Raw genomic sequence first — 16,548 nt, forward strand, 5'->3', positions numbered from 1 at the left:
AGCGGAAATGCAAAGCAGGAGCTTGAAAATGACGAGCGTGATTTCCGGCATCAAAATTCCCGACAGCAAGCTGGCGCGCGAGGCCGCTGAGCTGGTGCGCAGCTACGAGGACGAGATGCTGTTCAACCATTCGGTTCGCGTCTACGTGTTCGGCGCGATGAAAGGGCTGCGGCAGAATCTGAAATTCGATTCCGAGCTGCTCTATGTCGCGGCGCTGTTTCACGACCTCGGCCTTGTCGATCATTACCACACGCAGACCAAGCGATTTGGGTCGACGGGGCGGATGCTGCGCGCGATTTCCTCCGGGCGCGCGGCATTGCCGAGCCGCAAGCCGATCTTGTGTGGGAGGCAATCGCGCTGCACACCACGCCCGGGATTCCGCAATATATGCGGCCGGAAATCGCGCTCACCAACGCGGGCGTTCTGATGGATGTGGTCGGCGTTGACTACGACGATTACACGCCGGAGCAGCGCGATCAGGTGATATCAGCGTTTCCGCGCGGCGATTTCAAGAACGAGTTCTTGAAGGTGCAGACCTGTTCGGCGCTGAAGAAGCCGCAGACGACGTTCGGGACGGTCAATTTCGACTACATCGAGGATCACGATCCCAGCTTCCGCAAGCCGAATGCGTGCACACGCATCCGCAACACGCCCTGGCAAAGCTGAACCGATGTAAGCTGCTATGCGACCGGATCCCTGGCGGAATCCGTACGGCTGCGGTGATCCGGCGCCAGGGGCGGCGCCGGTCGTGCGGTCGCGTTCTTCAGCGAAGCAGCACGGCCGCCTGAGGCGACCGCGACTGCAGCGGCCCGGGCGTCGCGCCAGGCGACGATCCAGATCAGGAAGCCGAGAAGGGCGAGCGTGGCGCCGACGGGACCGGTCGCGGTCCAGCCCAGCCCTTCGCGAATGGCAAGACCGCCCAGGAACGGGCCGAGCGCGTTGGCGGTGTTGAAGGCCGAATGGTTCAGCGCGGCAGCGAGCGCCTGCGCGTCGCCCGCGACGTCCATGAGGCGTGTCTGCAGAATGGCGCCGAGCGAGACGCCGGTGCCGATGGCGAAGATGTCGACGGCGAGCAGCCAGGGATCGCCGGCGACGAGCGGAAACGCCAGCAGCGCGACCGCCGAGAACAGCAGGATGATGCCCGCCGTCGGCATCAAGGCGCGGTCCGCAAAGCGCGGCACGAACAGATTGCCGAGCGTGGCGCCGATGCCGAACACGGCCAGGAACAGCGGGATGACCGCGGGGCTGACCTTGGTGACCTCGATCAGCGTCGTCGCCAGATAAGTATAGACGGCGAACATGCCGCCGAAGCCGATGGCGCCGATCGCCAGCGTGATCCAGACGCGGCCGCTTCTGAGCGCGCCGAGCTCGCGCAGCGGGTCCGACCGGCCGGCCTGGTCGCGCGGCGCGAACATCACGCACAGCAGCACCGTGAGCAGCGCCAGCAGCGACACGAGGCCGAAGCTCGCGCGCCAGCCGACCGCCTGGCCGATCAGATTGGCCAGCGGCACGCCGATGATGGTGGCGCCGGTCAAGCCGAGCATCACCTGGCCGATCGCCTGCGAACGGCGATGTTGCGGAACGAGCGAGGCTGCGACCAGCGCGGCGATGCCGAAATAGGCGCCGTGTGGCAAACCTGAAAGCAAACGCGCGGCGATCATCCAGCCGAAGCCGGGCGCAAGCGCGGTGAGTGCGTTGCCGACCGCGAACACGGCCATCAGCGCCAGCAATTGCGTGCGCCGCGCGAACCGCGCGCCGAGCACGGCGATCAGCGGCGCGCCCAGCACGACGCCGAGCGCATAGGCGCTGATCGCGTGACCCGCCGTCGGCTCGTCGACCTTCAGGTCGGCGGCGAAAAACGGCAGCAGGCTCATCGATGCGAATTCGGTGGTTCCGATCGCAAAGCCGCCCATCGCGAGCGAGACCAGGACGGCGAGATGAGGGGGCGCAGAAGCCGGCGCTGAGTTCGCGCTTGGCGAGGTCGCGAGAGGTGAGGTCGTCATGTGTCCTGCATCGGTGGCGTCAACGAACCAGCCCAGCGAACGTCGCCATCCCTGCAAGATTTGTCCGTCGTACTTAAACCCGGATCAGTCCGCGTCAACACTGAAGCTCAAACGCAAGGCAGATCGCATATCAGCGTCCCGATTTGCGTGTGGCCACGGCTCGCGCGTGCGGGTCATCAAACGCGCAAATCACATCGTTGTGCAGGAACAGGAGCGCCGTCGTTGAACGCGCCACCCTGGCTTGGGCGTGTACTCATAAACGTCGGCTGACCAACGCAAAGCGGAAGTCTCCCAACTTGAGCGTGATCTGCGGCCTGTGACCCGAAACGGACCTCGACAGCTACGCAACAGATCTAACGAAAGTAGCCCCGCCCCTCTCAGCGTGCTATGATCTGTCGTGACAAGTCTCCCTCTCCTGGGCCCGGAGTGGACACATGAGACGACGCGAGTTCGTCACGCTATTTGGCGGCGCAGCAATTGCGTGGCCGTACGTCGCACAAGCCCAGGCTCCCCAGACTCCGAGGAAACGGCCCGTTATCGGCACATTTGGATCGGGTACACCAGCTCAGCGCAAAGGTTACGCAGCGTGGCCATCGTTCTTGAGGGGGTTGCAAGAACTCGGATACATCGAGGAGCGCGATTTCGACATAACGTTCCGACTTGCCGCGTCTACCGAGAAGTTGCCAGAGGTAGCGAGGGAGGTGGTTCAGCTCAGCCCCGATGTCATATTTGCCGCCGCCAGCGCCAATGCTCTTGCCGCCAAGCAGGCAACATCGACCATCCCGATCGTTGTTGCAGCGTTGGGAAACCTGACCGCGCTTGGATTGTCGGAAAACGATCTTCGCCGCCCAACTGGCAACCTGACCGGCATCATGCCCTACGTGCGTGGGCTGCCTGCAAAGCAGCTTGAGATCGCGCGGCAAATCGTTCCCGGCGCGCAAAAGGTTGGGATCGTAAATGACACGAGCGACATCAAGACAGCTCCGCAGTGGGACGAAATCAACGCCACCGCCGCCAAACTTGAAATCAAGATCGTCGGTGCGGATGTTCAGAGAACCGAGGATGTTGAACCCACGTTCAGAAGGTTTAATGCGGAGCGCGTTGATGTCGTCATCGTTCTACAGGCGAACTTCCTACTCTTGGATCGGGCTCAGATCGCCGCTGCCGCAGCGGCAACTCGGCTCCCGACCCTTTATGGATACCGCGAACTCGTGGATGCGGGCGGGCTCATTAGCTATGGAATTGATCTTCGGGCATGCAATTACCGCGCTGCGACCTACGTGTACAAGATACTCAAAGGCACCCCCGTGGCCGATTTACCCTTTGAGTTCCCGACCCGGCTCGACCTCGTCATCAATCTAAGGACGGCAAAGGCACTCGGTCTTACGGTGCCCGACATGCTGCTCGCCCGCGCCGACGAGGTGATCGAATAACGATCCAAGGGTTGCCGCGGCTGCTACGACCGGTGATGGCCCAACTCGGACCTGGAGTGAGGTGCGCCAACGCGCCGCTGTCAGAGGCAGAGCGGACCTCGTACGAAGTGCAATGGGAATTTACGATAGACGCTCTAGTCGGAGCGCCTCGACCTACGCGGCGGCGGCGGTCTCTGCTGCGAAAATGCGGGTTCACGACGCAGGTCGCGGAGCGGCCGACGGCGAGGTATTTGCACTGCTCGAGCGAGGTGTAGCGGCAGTCGAAATAGCCCACCTGGCCGTAGATCTGCATGCAGACCGGATAGCTCGGATCATAGGTCTGTGCGCGCGCCGGCGCGCTGACGACGAGGAGCGTGCTGGCCGCAACGAGGGTGAGGCAGGCGCTGTGCATCTCAGCGCGACAGGTAGGTGCCGAGCGAATAGCCGGGCGTCTGCGCGCGCGGCCTGTTCTGATACGCATAGGGATCATCGCTCTGGCCTGCGAAATACGGGTTCGCGATGCAGGTGAGCGCGCGGCCCGACGAACTCGCCTGACACTGTGCGTAGGTGTCGAAGGTGCAATTGCTCAAGCCCGGCCATTCGTCGCCGGTGAGGCAGAATGCATGATGCGTACCGAACGCACGTGCGGGCGTGCTTGTGTCCAGCGTGAACGCGAATGTGGCGATTGCGAGCGAAAATATGGCGACAATGGGGAGGGTGATTTGTCCGCGCATTGGATTCTCCGATCACGGGATTGTGCGTGCGTCAGTGTGCACGCGCGCATGCCGTGCAAGTCGTGTAGTCGACATTGGAACTCATGAAAACACCTGTTTCAAAGGGTTTCCCGCGCGCGCTGCTAAACATCCATTAACGCAGCGTGGGCCTTTGGCTCTGACTGTTGCGTCAAGGTTACAGCAATTCCGTCGAGCGCTGATATGACGACGTCACGGCCCGGGGGCCTAATGACGAAACTGGAACGGGAATCAAATGAACAAGAATCTGTTGCTTGCCGCTGTGAGCCTTGTTGCGCTGAGCGCGACTGCGCCGGCGCTGGCTGCTGACCTCGCCGCGCGTCCTTACACCAAGGCGCCCGCGATGGTCGCGGCGATCTATGACTGGAGCGGCTTCTACATCGGCATCAACGGTGGCGGCGGTTCGTCGCACGCGACCTGGGACCTGGTCGGTTTCGGCCGCGATGGCTCGCATGACGCGACCGGGGGCACGGTCGGTGGCCAGATCGGCTATCGCTGGCAGTCGGGCCAGTTCGTTTTCGGCGTGGAAGGCCAGGGCAACTGGGCTGACTTCTCCGGCAGCCACGTTGGCGCGATCTCCGGCTTCACCAACAACACCAAGATCGATTCGTTCGGTCTGATCACCGGTCAGGTCGGCTATGCCTGGAACAACGTGCTGCTCTACGTCAAGGGTGGTGCGGCTGTGGTTGGCACCAAGTACGACGCCTCTTTCGGCGGCGTGTCGCTTGCATCCGGCAACGACACCCGTTGGGGTGGCACGATCGGCGCCGGCCTCGAGTACGGCTTCGCTCCGAACTGGTCGATTGGCGCCGAATACAACCACATCTTCCTGGGCGGCAACGATCGGAACCTGACCGGCGGCATCGGTGTTCTGCCGGTCCACGTCAAGCAGGACGTCGACATGGGCCTCGTCCGCCTGAACTACAAGTTCGGCGGCCCGATGCTCGGCCGTTACTGAGACTGGTCGCTCGTTTCGAGCGATCGTCGAAAAGCCCCGGCCTGGCGCCGGGGCTTTTTGTTGTTTGAACTTAGCGAGTTAACCATCAACTTTCGAGACGGCTGAGACCGCTTGACTCCCGAGAACGAAATAAGAACAATGTTCTTCATACGTTCTGGTGATGGAGCAAGCCATGTTCAGGATTTTCGTTGAAGAAGCCGCCGCGCTCGCCTCGATCTCGCTGTTCGTCGGGATGATCGCGATCTGGGCGCAGGTGATTCCGCAGCTCTGAGGCCGCCTGCCGCAAGGCCCCCTTGAAGCCCCTTGGGGAAAAGCGGGATGGCACGGCCGATCGGCTGCTCCGGCGTGGACTCTGAAGCGGTGACGCCCCACCATTGCGAGGCGAGTCGGCCGGGCGGGTGGAGAATGCTCTTGGCGATCCCCCAAGGCCGGCGACCGCTCCATCTCATCTGCAAGAGGCCGTCACGCGACCATGCCGAGCGCCGGATTTGTCCACCTTCACGTTCACTCGGCCTATTCGCTGCTCAAGGGCTCGATCAAGATCGCCAAGCTCGCCGAGCTTGCCAAGAAAGACCACCAGCCGGCGCTGGCGCTGACCGACACCGACAACATGTTCGGCGCGCTGGAGTTCTCCGACAAGATGGCGGGCTCCGGCATCCAGCCGATCGTCGGCTGCGAGCTTGCGATCGATTTCGGCGACCAGGATCCCAATGCGCGCAACGCGCTTCCGCCCTCGCGAATCGTGCTGCTGGCCGCGCAGGAGCGCGGCTACCGCAGCCTGATGCGGCTGAACTCGCGCGCGTTCCTGGAGACACCCGACACCCATGCGTCGCACATCAAGTTCGACTGGCTCGAAGGCGAGACCGAAGGCCTGATCGCGCTGACGGGCGGTCCGGACGGCCCGATCTCGCTGGCGCTTGCCGGCGGAATGACCGAGCTTGCGGCGACCCGCTGCGAGCGGCTCGCCAATTTGTTCGGTGACCGCCTCTACGTCGAATTGCAGCGCCACAACATCGACCGGGAGCGGCGCGTCGAAAGCAGCCTGATCGATATCGCCTATGCGAAGGGCCTGCCGCTGGTTGCGACCAACGAGCCGTATTTTGCTTCGACCGACGATTACGAGGCCCATGACGCGCTGCTGTGCATCGCCGGCGGGCGGCTGATCGCCGAGACCGATCGCGTGCAGCTCACGCCCGATCACCGTTTCAAGACCCGCGCCGAGATGGCGGTGCTGTTCGCCGACATTCCCGAGGCGCTCGCCTCGACGGTCGAGATCGCCGAGCGCTGCTCGTTCCGTCCGATGACGCGCAAGCCGATCCTGCCGTTCTTCACGGTCGGCGCCGCCGCGAGCTCCGATGCCGCCGCGGTCGAGGCGGCCGAGCTGAAGCGGCAGGCGGAGGAGGGGCTCGCCAACCGCCTGCGCGTGCACGGCCTGTCGCAGGGCACCACCGAAGAGGACTACAACAAGCGCCTGGCGTTCGAGCTCGACGTCATCATGCGCATGAAATACGCGGGCTACTTCCTGATCGTCTCCGACTTCATCAAATGGGCGAAGGGGCAGGGCATTCCGGTCGGGCCGGGCCGCGGCTCCGGCGCAGGCTCGCTGGTCGCATGGGCGCTCACCATCACCGATCTCGATCCGATCAGGTTCGGCCTGCTGTTCGAGCGCTTCCTCAATCCCGAGCGCGTCTCGATGCCGGACTTCGACATCGACTTCTGCCAGGACCGCCGCGGCGAGGTGATCAAATACGTGCAGGAGCGCTACGGCCGCGACCAGGTCGCGCAGATCATCACCTTCGGCACGCTGCAGGCGCGCGGCGTGCTGCGCGACGTCGGGCGCGTGCTGCAGATGCCCTACGGCCAGGTCGACAAGCTCACGAAACTGGTGCCGCAGAATCCGGCCGCGCCGGTGACGCTCGCGGCTGCGATCGAGAGCGAGCCGAAGCTGCAGGCGTTCCGCGACGAAGATCCGGTGGTGGCGCGCGCCTTCGACATCGCCCAGCGCCTCGAAGGCCTGACCCGCCACGCCTCGACCCATGCGGCCGGCATCGTGATCGGCGATCGCCCGCTCAGCGAGCTCGTGCCGATGTACCGCGATCCGAAGTCGGACATGCCGGTGACCCAGTTCAACATGAAATGGGTCGAGCCGGCGGGCCTCGTCAAATTCGACTTCCTCGGCCTGAAGACGCTGACCGTGCTCGACGTCGCGGTGAAGCTGCTCAAGCCGCGCAACATCCATGTCGATCTCGCGACGCTCCCGATCGACGATGCCGAGAGCTACCAGATGCTGGCGCGCGGCGAGGTGGTCGGCGTGTTCCAGGTTGAAAGCCAGGGCATGCGGCGCGCGCTGGTCGACATGCGCCCCGACCGTTTCGAGGACATCATCGCGCTGGTCGCGCTGTATCGCCCGGGTCCGATGGCGAACATCCCGACTTATTGCGCGCGCAAGCATGGCGAGGAGGAGCCGGAATACCTCCACCCCGTGCTGGAGCCGATCCTCAAGGAAACCTTCGGCGTCATCATCTACCAGGAACAGGTGATGCAGATCGCGCAGGTGATGTCGGGCTATTCGCTCGGCGACGCCGACCTGCTGCGCCGCGCCATGGGCAAGAAGATCCGCGCCGAGATGGAGAAGCAGCGCGAGATCTTCGTCGCGGGCGCGGTGAAGAACGGCGTGCCGAAAGGGCAGGCCGACACCATCTTCGAATTGCTGGCGAAATTCGCCGACTACGGCTTCAACAAGAGCCACGCGGCCGCCTACGCGCTGGTATCCTACCACACCGCCTACATGAAGGCGCATTATCCGGTGGAGTTCATCGCGGCGTCGATGACGCTCGATTTGAACAACACGGACAAGCTCTCGGAATTCCGCTCCGAGGCGCAGCGTCTCGGCATCAAGGTGGAGCCGCCGAACATCAACCGTTCGGGCGCGACCTTCGAGGTCGGCGAGAACACGATCTACTACGCGCTTGCGGCGCTCAAGGGCGTCGGCATCCAGGCCATCGACCAGATCATCGAGGAGCGCACCAGGCGCGGTCTGTTCACCTCGCTCGCCGACTTCGCCGCGCGGGTCAATCCGCGTGCGATCAACAAGCGCATCATCGAAAGTCTCGCCGCCGCCGGCGCCTTCGACACGCTGGAGCCGAACCGCGCCCGCGTCTTCGCCGGCGCGGATGCGATCCTCGCCTCCTGCCAGCGCGCGCATCAGGCCGAGACCATCGGCCAGAACGACATGTTCGGCGGCTCGGCGGATGCGCCCAGCATCATGCTGCCGCAGATCGAGCCGTGGCTGCCGGCCGAAAAACTTCGCCGCGAATACGACGCGATCGGCTTCTTCCTGTCGGGTCATCCGCTCGACGACTACGCCACCGTGCTGAAGCGCCTGCGGGTGCAGAGCTGGGCGGAGTTCTCGCGGGCGGTGAAGACCGGCGCCACCGCCGGCAAGGTCGCGGCCACCGTGGTCTCGCGCATGGAGCGGCGCACCAAGACCGGCAACAAGATGGGGATCATGGGACTCTCTGATCCCACGGGCCACTTCGAGGCGGTGCTGTTCTCCGAAGGCCTTGCGCAGTATCGCGACGTGCTGGAGCCGGGCGCCGCCGTGCTGCTCCAGCTTGGCGCGGAATTGCAGGGCGAGGACGTTCGCGCCCGCGTGCTGCACGCCGAGCCGCTCGACGCCGCCGCCGCCAAGACCCAGAAGGGCCTGCGCATCTTCGTGCGCGACACCAAACCGCTGGACTCGATCGCCAAGCGTCTGGCCGGACCCGACATGGCGGCGTCGAACGGCGCGACCCCAAAGGTCGGCAGTCCCGGCCTTGCGCCACGCTCGAACGGCGACGGCGAGGTCTCGCTGGTGATGATGCTCGACCTCGAGACCGAGGTGGAGATGAAGCTGCCCGGCCGCTTCAAGGTCTCGCCGCAGATCGCCGGCGCGATCAAGGCGGTCGCGGGAGTGGTGGACGTGCAGCAGCTCTGACCGAGCGCAGCACCCGGCAGGGCCGGGTTCGGACAGCAGATGTTCTGGTTTTGCCACGTCATCGCGGTTACGATCGCGGCCTGGTCGGTTGTGTGTGCCGACAGTTTCGACCGTACCGGGAGGAAGCGAGACATGTGCCACAAATGCTGTGAATCCCAAGACAAGCTCGTACCGTCACGGCGGTCCGCGATGCTCTTTGGCGCCGCCGCGATGGGCCTGGCCTTCACCGGCGGAGCCTTCGCCAAGGAGACGAAAGCGCCGCCCAAGCCGCAGAACGTGCTTTCACCGGATGCCGCCCTGAAGCGTCTGATGGAAGGCAATGCACGCTACGTCCAGGGCGTGGCGTTGCGACACGATTTCAAGCACGAGCGTGAGGCGCTGGCCGGCGGCCAGAACCCGTTCGCGGCGGTGCTGAGCTGCGCCGATTCACGCATCGCGCCCGAATACGCCTTCGACGCCGGCCGCGGTGATCTGTTCGTCTGCCGTGTCGCCGGAAATTTCGCCGGCGTCGAGACCATCGCCAGCATGGAATATGCGGTCGCGGTGCTGGGCGCGCCGCTGATCCTCGTTCTCGGTCATGACGCTTGCGGCGCGGTCGATGCGACGCTGAAGGCGATCAGGGACAACAAGTCGCCGCCGGGCCACATCCCCACGCTCGTGGATGCGATCGCGCCTGCCGCCAAGGCGGCAATGCAGCAGGGCGGGGAGGTGCTCGATCAGGCGATCCGGCAGAACGTGATCGACAACGTCGCGAAGCTGAAGTCGGCGGCGCCGATCCTCAATGCGGCCGCGGAGCAGGGCAAGCTGAAGGTCCTGGGCGGCATCTACCGGCTCACAACGGGGACGGTCGACCTGATTGCGCAGGGCTGAACCATGGTCGATCATGAGGCTGACGCGGACGCCTGGCGCTAGCGCCGGGCGCCACGCCGCTGCCTCAATCCAAGCCTTTCGTTATTCTAGCATTTCGTTCAAGTGCCGTTCAGCCGGACGCGCGTCTGATGCGTGGTGGCACCTCAACAACGATAGTGGGCAAGCAAGCCATGCGTGGGACGTTCAAAGTCTTCATCTGCGTTCTCTTGCCGATCCTGGCCTTCGCCGCGGCGGCGCCGGGTGCCGCGCGCGCGCAGCAGGAAAAGCGTATCGCGCTCGTGGTCGGCAATGGCGCTTATGCCAAGTCGCCGCTGGCGACGACGGCGAACGATGCCGGCCTGATCGCGCAGACGCTGCAAGCGGCAGGCTTCGACGTGGTCGGCGCGCGTGATCTCGACGGCGACACGCTGCGCAAGAGCTTTCGCGATTTCATCCAGAAGGCGCAGGCCTCCGGCCCCGGCACCGTCGCGATGATCTATCTGGCCGGCTACGGCGTGCAGCTTGCGGGCGAGAACTATTTCATCCCGGTCGATTCCAACATCAGCCGCGACACCGACATTCCGACCGAGGCCTTGCGCATCAGCGACTATGCGCGCCAGCTTGCGGCCATTCAGCTCAAGGCCAATATCGTCGTGCTCGACGCGGCCCGCGCGCAGCCCTTCATCGAGGGCGGCCAGCCGATCGCGGGTGGGCTGGCGCTGGTCGAGCCGGATCCGAACATGCTGATCGCCTTCAACGCCGCGCCCGGCACGGTGGCGCCGGAAGAGCCCGGCCCGTACGGCATCTACGCGCAGTCGCTGGCCGAGATGATCCGCACCGGCGGCCTGCCGCTGCCTGAAGTGTTCGACCGCGTTCGCCTGCGCGTCAACGAGGCCAGCAAGGGCGCGCAGGTGCCCTGGAACGAGCAAAAGATATCGGCGCAGTTCGCGTTCTTCGAGCGTGGGCCCGATGCGCCGCCGCCGGAGACCACGCCCGACCAGGTGGCCGCGATCCGCAACAAGCCGATCCGCGATCTCGGCGCGCAGGATGCCTATGCGGCCGCGCTGCAGCGCGACACGCTGCCGGCCTATGAGGAATTTCTCGCCGCCTATCCCGGTGATCCGCTGTCGAGGCGCGTGATGGCGATCGTCGCGGCGCGCCGCGAGGCGATCACCTGGCGGCGGACCTATCGCACCGACACACCGGAAGCGTACTGGTCGTATCTGCGCCGCTATCCGCGCGGGCCGCATGCGGCCGACGCGCGCCGGCGCCTGGCCATCCTCACTGCGCCGGCCGAGCCGCCGCCGAGCTTCGCCATGATCGAGTATGACGTGCCGCCGCCGCCGCCGGAGGAGGTGGTCTATGTCGACCGTCCCGTGCTGTATTTCAGCGATCCCGATTTTGGCTTCGCGCCGCCACCGCCGCCGCCGGTCTACTATCTGCCGCCGCCGCCGCCGGATTTCGTCGTGCTGGAGCCGCCGCTGCCGGTGGTCGGCCTGTTCGTGCTGCCGCAGCCGATGTTCGTGCCGATCCCGGTATTCGTCAGGCCGCCGGTCTATGTCGCGCCGCCGCCGAATAACATCATCTACCAGAACATCCACAACACCACGGTCATCAACACCGTGATTAACCGGCCACCGTTGCCGCCGCCGCCGGGAGCGGGGGCTGGAGCCGGGCCCGGAGGTCCAGGACCCGGACCTGGTCCTGGTCCTGGTGCTGGACCTGGTCCTGGCAACCTTGCGCCAGCCGTCGCTGGCCGCGCCAACCCGGTGGGTCCGGCCGTGCCGCAAGCGGTCGCACAGCGCGCCGCCCTGATTCAGCAGGGCAAGGCGCCGATGCCGCCGAGCGCAACGATGCAGCCGATAGCAAGGCCCGGGACGCCTCCGGCGACACCGGCCAATGTCGCGCCGACCGCCGTGCCGACCGGCACACCGCCAGGCGCGCCGCCGGCGAGGTTGCCTCAAGCCAATACGCTTCCGGTTCCCGGCGCTCGGGGCGGCCCGCCGCCGGCCGGGACGCTCCCCGGCGGCAGGCCTTTGCCGCCGACGGCAACCGCACCGGGTGCGACACCGCCGACGCATCCGGGCGCGCCGACCGCGGCTGCTCCCGGCACACCGTCGCCCGGTCGTCCCGGTGCGCCAACGGCTGCCGCTCCGGCGACGGTCGCACCGTCCGCGACAAACCCTGCCGTTCCGCCCGGCCAACCGCCGAAGCCGCCGGTGGCCCAGACCCCATCCGCGACCGGGCCTGCTGATGGTGCCAAGTCCGCAACGCGTGAGCCGGCCGGCTCACCGCCGCCCGCTGCGGGCCCGCCCGGAACGCCTCCAGGCGTCGCGGGAAGGCCGGTCACGCCGCCGCCCTCGGCCGCGCGCGAGCCGGTCAGGCCACAGAATTTACCTTCGGCTGCGCCCGCCCAGGCCGCCCGGCCGGCCCCGTCGGCGCCACCACCAGCGCGGCCCCAGACCGTGACGAGGCCTGCGCCTCCGCCGCCGGCGGCCGTCGCGCGCCCGGCGCCGCCGCCGCATGTCGCATCGCCTCCGCCGGCGCGGGTGGCCCCGCCCGCGGCGGTCGCGCGCCCAGCGCCTCCGCCGATGGCTCGGCCCGCGCCTCCGCCAATGGCCCGGCCTGCGCCTCCGCCGATGGCCCGGCCGGCGCCGCCGCCGATGGCTCGGCCGGCGCCTCCGCCGATGGCTCGGCCTGCGCCGCCGCCAATGGCTCGTCCCGCGCCGCCACCGCCGGTCGCCCGGCCGGCACCACCGCCGCCGCCCCGGATGGCGGTCGCGCCGCCACCACCGCCTCGCCCGGCAGCACCTCCGCCGCCTGCGGCAAAGAGGTGCCCGCCGAACCAGCCGAAGTGCTAGGCGCAGCGTGGTCTTGACGGAACGGGCTTCGGGCCAGCGAAAACCGCCCCCGAAAGGCCCTTATTTCCTTGCTTCTGGCCGAAATGGCGCTATACAGCGCGCCATCTCACACGGAAACATGGCTCACAAGGCCGTCCGGTGGCAACCGGGGCGAGAACGCTCCGTTTTGCTCACACGTTTCCGGAGGAACCAACCGGAGAACTAGAACTATGGCGCTACCCGATTTCACCATGCGTCAGCTGCTCGAAGCTGGCGTGCACTTTGGTCACCAGTCTCACCGCTGGAATCCGAAAATGGCTCCGTTCATTTTCGGCGCTCGCAACAACATCCACATCGTCGACCTCGCGCAGACTGTGCCGATGCTGCACACCGCGTTGCAGGCGGTCAGCGACACCGTCGCCAAGGGCGGCCGCATCCTGTTCGTCGGCACCAAGCGCCAGGCGCAGGATGGCGTCGCTGACGCTGCCAAGCGCTGCGCGCAGTACTTCGTCAATTCGCGCTGGCTCGGCGGCACGCTGACCAACTGGAAGACGATCTCGGCCTCGATCAAGCGCCTGCGTCACCTCGACGACGTGCTCGCGGGCGGCGAAGCCAATTCCTACACCAAGAAGGAGCGCCTGACGCTTCAGCGCGAGCGCGACAAGCTCGACCGCTCGCTCGGCGGCATCAAGGACATGGGCGGTCTGCCCGACCTGATCTTCGTGATCGACACCAATAAGGAAGACATCGCGATCCAGGAAGCCCAGCGGCTCAACATCCCGGTCGCCGCGATCGTCGACACCAATTCGGATCCGAAGGGCATCACCTATGTGGTGCCGGGCAATGACGACGCCGGCCGCGCCATTTCGTTGTACTGCGATCTCATCGCGCGTGCGGCGATCGACGGCATCTCGCGCGCCCAGGGCGATTCGGGCATCGACATCGGTGCGTCGGCCCGTCCGGTGGTTGCCGAAGAGCTGCCGGCGGCATCGTCGAGCGGCTTCCAGGGCCTTGCAGGTCCCCGCGGCACTGCCGACGACCTCAAGAAGCTCCCGGGCGTGTCGGGTGCGATCGAGAAGAAGTTCAACGACCTCGGCATCTTCCACTTCTGGCAGCTCGCCGAGCTCGACCACGACACTGCGCACAAGATCGGCGAAGAGGTCGGTCTGCCGAGCCGTGCGGACGCCTGGGTGGCCAAGGCCAAGGCGCTGACCGCGGAAGCGGAATAGTCAAAAAGAGCGACGGGTTGGCCGGATAGGATCCGGCCACCATTTCAGTTGACGCGAATTCCTGAGATGGACCGCGGCGGGGCTAGTCGATGCCACGCCGCGGCGAACCGGCAGGCAAGAAGGATTTTCAACGATGGCAACGATCACAGCTGCGATGGTCAAGGACCTGCGCGAGTCGACCGGCGCGGGCATGATGGACTGCAAGGCCGCGCTCACCGAGACCAGCGGCGACATGGAAGCGGCGCAGGACTGGCTCCGCAAGAAGGGCCTGTCGAAGGCCGCCAAGAAGTCCGGCCGGGTCGCTGCGGAAGGCCTGATCGGCGCGCTCACCAAGGGCACCAAGGGCGTCGTGGTCGAGGTCAACTCCGAGACCGACTTCGTCGCGCGCAACGGCCAGTTCCAGGGCCTCGTCAAGATGATCGCCCAGGTCGCATTCGACGTCGGCGCCGATGTCGAGAAGATCAAGGCCGCCAAGGTCGGCGACGTCGCGGTCGAAACCGCGATCAATGATGCGATCGCCACCATCGGCGAGAACATGACGCTGCGCCGCGCCGCTTCGCTCGAAGTGAGCCAGGGCGTCGTGTCGAGTTACGTCCACGGCGCGGTCGTCGAGGGCGCCGGCAAGATGGGCGTGATCGTGGCGCTGGAATCGCCCGGCAAGGCCGACGAGCTCGCGGCCCTCGGCCGCCAGATCGCGATGCATATCGCGGCCACCAACCCGCTTGCGCTCGATCCGTCCGGCCTCGATCCGGCGGTCGTCAAGCGCGAGAAGGACGTCCTCGCCGACAAATATCGCCAGCAGGGCAAGCCCGAGAACGTGATCGAGAAGATCGTCGAGTCCGGCCTCAAGACCTACTACAAGGAAGTCTGCCTGCTCGAGCAGGCCTTCATCCACGACACCGGCAAGTCGGTGGCGCAGGCGGTGAAGGAAGCCGAGGGCAAGGTCGGCGGCGCGGTGAAGATCGCGGGCTTCGTGCGCTATGCTCTCGGCGAGGGAATCGAGAAGCAGGAAAGCGACTTCGCGGCCGAGGTCGCGGCGGCCAGCGGCAAGAAGTAAGCCGGAACGTTCCTTCCGGCGTGCCGCCGGAAGCGGCGCCCGGACAAGGAAAGTGCTCATGACTGATCCGGTCTATCGTCGCGTCGTGATCAAGCTGTCCGGCGAATATCTCGCGGGACAGCAGGGGTTTGGCATCGATCAGCCGACCCTCGACCGGGTTGCCGATGATCTGATCGCCGCCCGCCAGCTCGGCACCGAGGTTGCGGTCGTGATCGGCGGCGGCAACCTCTTTCGCGGCGTCGAGGTCTCCTCGCGCGGCGTGTCGCGCCCGACCGGCGACACCATGGGCATGCTCGCCACCATGATGAACTGCCTCGCGCTGGAGGCGACGATCGAGCGCAAGGGCACGCCGGCGCGCACGCTGTCGGCCTTCGTTATGCCCGAGATTTCCGAGCTGTTCACCCGCACCGCGGCGCACAAATACCTCGCCGAAGGCCGGATCGTGCTGCTCGGCGGCGGAACCGGCAATCCGTTCTTCACCACCGATACGACGGCAGTGCTGCGCGCCGCCGAGATCGGCGCCGAGGCCGTGCTGAAGGCGACCAATGTCGACGGCGTCTACTCGGCCGACCCGAAGACGGATCCGACGGCGACGCGGTTCGACCGTCTGACGCATTCCCAGGCGATCGAGGGCGGCTACAAGGTGATGGATGCGACCGCCTTCGCGCTTGCCCGCGAGACGTCTCTGCCTATCATCGTATTCTCGATCGCGGAGCCTGGGTCGATCGGCGCCGTATTGCGTGGCGGCGGCCACGGAACCATCGTCGCCGGCTGACGGCTCGTCGTCGCGCCCGAGAGGGCGCGGGAGCGGTCGCCGGGATTTTGAAGGAGAAACGTGATGTCCACGGGTAATTTCGACCTCAACGAAGTGAAGCGTCGCATGCAGGGCGCCGTTCAGGCGCTCAAGCACGAGCTTGGCGGCCTGCGCACGGGCCGCGCCTCGGCCTCGATGCTCGACCCGGTCCAGGTGGATGCTTACGGCAGCCACATGCCGCTCAACCAGCTTGCCACCGTCAGTGTGCCGGAGCCGCGCCTGATCTCGGTGCAAGTCTGGGACAAGTCGATGGTCAAGGCGGTGGAGAAGGCGATCGTCGATTCCAATCTCGGCCTGTCGCCCGCGACCGAAGGCCAGGTGCTGCGCCTGCGTATCCCCGAGCTCAACGAGGAGCGCCGCAAGGAGCTGGTGAAGGTCGCGCACAAATACGCCGAAGCCGCCAAGGTCGCCGCCCGCCACGTCCGCCGCGACGGCCTCGACGTTCTCAAGAAGCTCGAGAAGAATCACGAGATGTCGGAGGACGATCAGAAGCGTCACGCCGACGAGGTGCAGAAGGCGACCGACGGCATCATCGCCGAGATCGACCAGTTGCTGGCCGCCAAGGAAAAAGAAATCCTCACCGTCTGACGCGCGGTGAAGTGTCATCGCTCTTCAGGTTATTTGTTCGCGCATGATCTTTCCGGAAAACCGCTTCGCA

11 protein-coding genes and 2 pseudogenes are annotated in these 16,548 nt (G+C 65.9%); 10 read left to right on the top strand and 3 right to left on the bottom strand.

The window, feature by feature from the left end; all coding sequences use genetic code 11:
* Nucleotides 1-28: 28 nt before the first annotated feature.
* Nucleotides 29-666, top strand: a pseudogene (locus QSV46_RS26495) (HD domain-containing protein).
* Nucleotides 667-680: 14 nt separating this feature from the next.
* On the opposite strand, the gene QSV46_RS26500 reads toward QSV46_RS26495, so the two are convergent.
* The gene (locus QSV46_RS26500; RefSeq protein WP_314958369.1) at nt 681-2,003 is read right to left on the bottom strand and encodes an MFS transporter; all 1,323 of its coding nucleotides are present in this window, start codon (nt 2,001-2,003) and stop codon (nt 681-683) included.
* 434 nt (nt 2,004-2,437) lie between these two features.
* Here QSV46_RS26500 and QSV46_RS26505 point away from each other — a divergent pair, with 434 nt between their 5' ends.
* Complete coding sequence (locus QSV46_RS26505) at nt 2,438-3,436, top strand: ABC transporter substrate-binding protein (RefSeq protein ID WP_314958372.1); 999 nt, start codon at nt 2,438-2,440, stop codon at nt 3,434-3,436.
* 134 nt (nt 3,437-3,570) lie between these two features.
* Here the strand turns inward: QSV46_RS26505 and QSV46_RS26510 are convergent.
* Nucleotides 3,571-3,827: pseudogene (locus QSV46_RS26510) on the bottom strand (DUF3551 domain-containing protein).
* A 1-nt stretch (nt 3,828) separates the two neighbouring features.
* Nucleotides 3,829-4,149 (bottom strand): DUF3551 domain-containing protein, encoded by a 321-nt coding sequence (locus tag QSV46_RS26515; RefSeq protein ID WP_314958374.1) that lies wholly within the window; start codon nt 4,147-4,149, stop codon nt 3,829-3,831.
* A 253-nt stretch (nt 4,150-4,402) separates the two neighbouring features.
* On the opposite strand from QSV46_RS26515, the gene QSV46_RS26520 reads away from it, so the two are divergent.
* The 8 genes from QSV46_RS26520 to frr all read left to right on the top strand — a co-directional run bounded on the left by QSV46_RS26520 (nt 4,403) and on the right by frr (nt 16,478).
* Nucleotides 4,403-5,125 (top strand): outer membrane protein, encoded by a 723-nt coding sequence (locus QSV46_RS26520; RefSeq protein ID WP_314958376.1) that lies wholly within the window; start codon nt 4,403-4,405, stop codon nt 5,123-5,125.
* Nucleotides 5,126-5,597: 472 nt separating this feature from the next.
* On the top strand, nt 5,598-9,101 hold the full coding sequence (gene dnaE / locus QSV46_RS26525) for a DNA polymerase III subunit alpha (protein ID WP_314958378.1): 3,504 nt from the start codon (nt 5,598-5,600) through the stop codon (nt 9,099-9,101).
* Nucleotides 9,102-9,233: 132 nt separating this feature from the next.
* On the top strand, nt 9,234-9,971 hold the full coding sequence (locus QSV46_RS26530; protein WP_409997210.1) for a carbonic anhydrase: 738 nt from the start codon (nt 9,234-9,236) through the stop codon (nt 9,969-9,971).
* Nucleotides 9,972-10,141: 170 nt separating this feature from the next.
* On the top strand, nt 10,142-12,811 hold the full coding sequence (locus QSV46_RS26535) for a caspase family protein (RefSeq protein ID WP_314958385.1): 2,670 nt from the start codon (nt 10,142-10,144) through the stop codon (nt 12,809-12,811).
* A 209-nt stretch (nt 12,812-13,020) separates the two neighbouring features.
* Nucleotides 13,021-14,019, top strand: coding sequence for a 30S ribosomal protein S2 (locus QSV46_RS26540; protein ID WP_314958386.1), 999 nt, complete (start codon nt 13,021-13,023; stop codon nt 14,017-14,019).
* Between the two features lie 133 nt (nt 14,020-14,152).
* Nucleotides 14,153-15,076: a translation elongation factor Ts gene (tsf, locus tag QSV46_RS26545; RefSeq protein ID WP_314958389.1), complete on the top strand. Its 924-nt coding sequence runs from the start codon at nt 14,153-14,155 to the stop codon at nt 15,074-15,076.
* 58 nt (nt 15,077-15,134) lie between these two features.
* Nucleotides 15,135-15,851, top strand: coding sequence for a UMP kinase (pyrH, locus tag QSV46_RS26550; protein WP_314958390.1), 717 nt, complete (start codon nt 15,135-15,137; stop codon nt 15,849-15,851).
* A gap of 63 nt (nt 15,852-15,914) precedes the next feature.
* Nucleotides 15,915-16,478 carry a ribosome recycling factor gene (gene frr / locus QSV46_RS26555; protein WP_314958391.1) on the top strand — a complete coding sequence of 188 codons (564 nt, stop codon included), beginning with the start codon at nt 15,915-15,917 and terminating at the stop codon, nt 16,476-16,478.
* Nucleotides 16,479-16,548: the final 70 nt, after the last annotated feature.

This window comes from Bradyrhizobium cosmicum (assembly GCF_032290525.1).
GTDB classification, from domain to species: Bacteria; Pseudomonadota; Alphaproteobacteria; order Rhizobiales; family Xanthobacteraceae; genus Bradyrhizobium; species Bradyrhizobium cosmicum_A.

What these genes read in the sequence shown, in the direction of transcription:
- QSV46_RS26500 (WP_314958369.1), bottom strand. Translation starts at nt 2,003, where the DNA reads ATGACGACCTCACCTCTCGCGACCTCGCCAAGCGCGAACTCAGCGCCG.
- frr (WP_314958391.1), top strand. Translation starts at nt 15,915, where the DNA reads ATGTCCACGGGTAATTTCGACCTCAACGAAGTGAAGCGTCGCATGCAG.
- QSV46_RS26535 (WP_314958385.1), top strand. Translation starts at nt 10,142, where the DNA reads ATGCGTGGGACGTTCAAAGTCTTCATCTGCGTTCTCTTGCCGATCCTG.
- QSV46_RS26540 (WP_314958386.1), top strand. Translation starts at nt 13,021, where the DNA reads ATGGCGCTACCCGATTTCACCATGCGTCAGCTGCTCGAAGCTGGCGTG.
- QSV46_RS26530 (WP_409997210.1), top strand. Translation starts at nt 9,234, where the DNA reads ATGTGCCACAAATGCTGTGAATCCCAAGACAAGCTCGTACCGTCACGG.
- QSV46_RS26505 (WP_314958372.1), top strand. Translation starts at nt 2,438, where the DNA reads ATGAGACGACGCGAGTTCGTCACGCTATTTGGCGGCGCAGCAATTGCG.
- QSV46_RS26515 (WP_314958374.1), bottom strand. Translation starts at nt 4,149, where the DNA reads ATGCGCGGACAAATCACCCTCCCCATTGTCGCCATATTTTCGCTCGCA.
- pyrH (WP_314958390.1), top strand. Translation starts at nt 15,135, where the DNA reads ATGACTGATCCGGTCTATCGTCGCGTCGTGATCAAGCTGTCCGGCGAA.
- dnaE (WP_314958378.1), top strand. Translation starts at nt 5,598, where the DNA reads ATGCCGAGCGCCGGATTTGTCCACCTTCACGTTCACTCGGCCTATTCG.
- QSV46_RS26520 (WP_314958376.1), top strand. Translation starts at nt 4,403, where the DNA reads ATGAACAAGAATCTGTTGCTTGCCGCTGTGAGCCTTGTTGCGCTGAGC.
- tsf (WP_314958389.1), top strand. Translation starts at nt 14,153, where the DNA reads ATGGCAACGATCACAGCTGCGATGGTCAAGGACCTGCGCGAGTCGACC.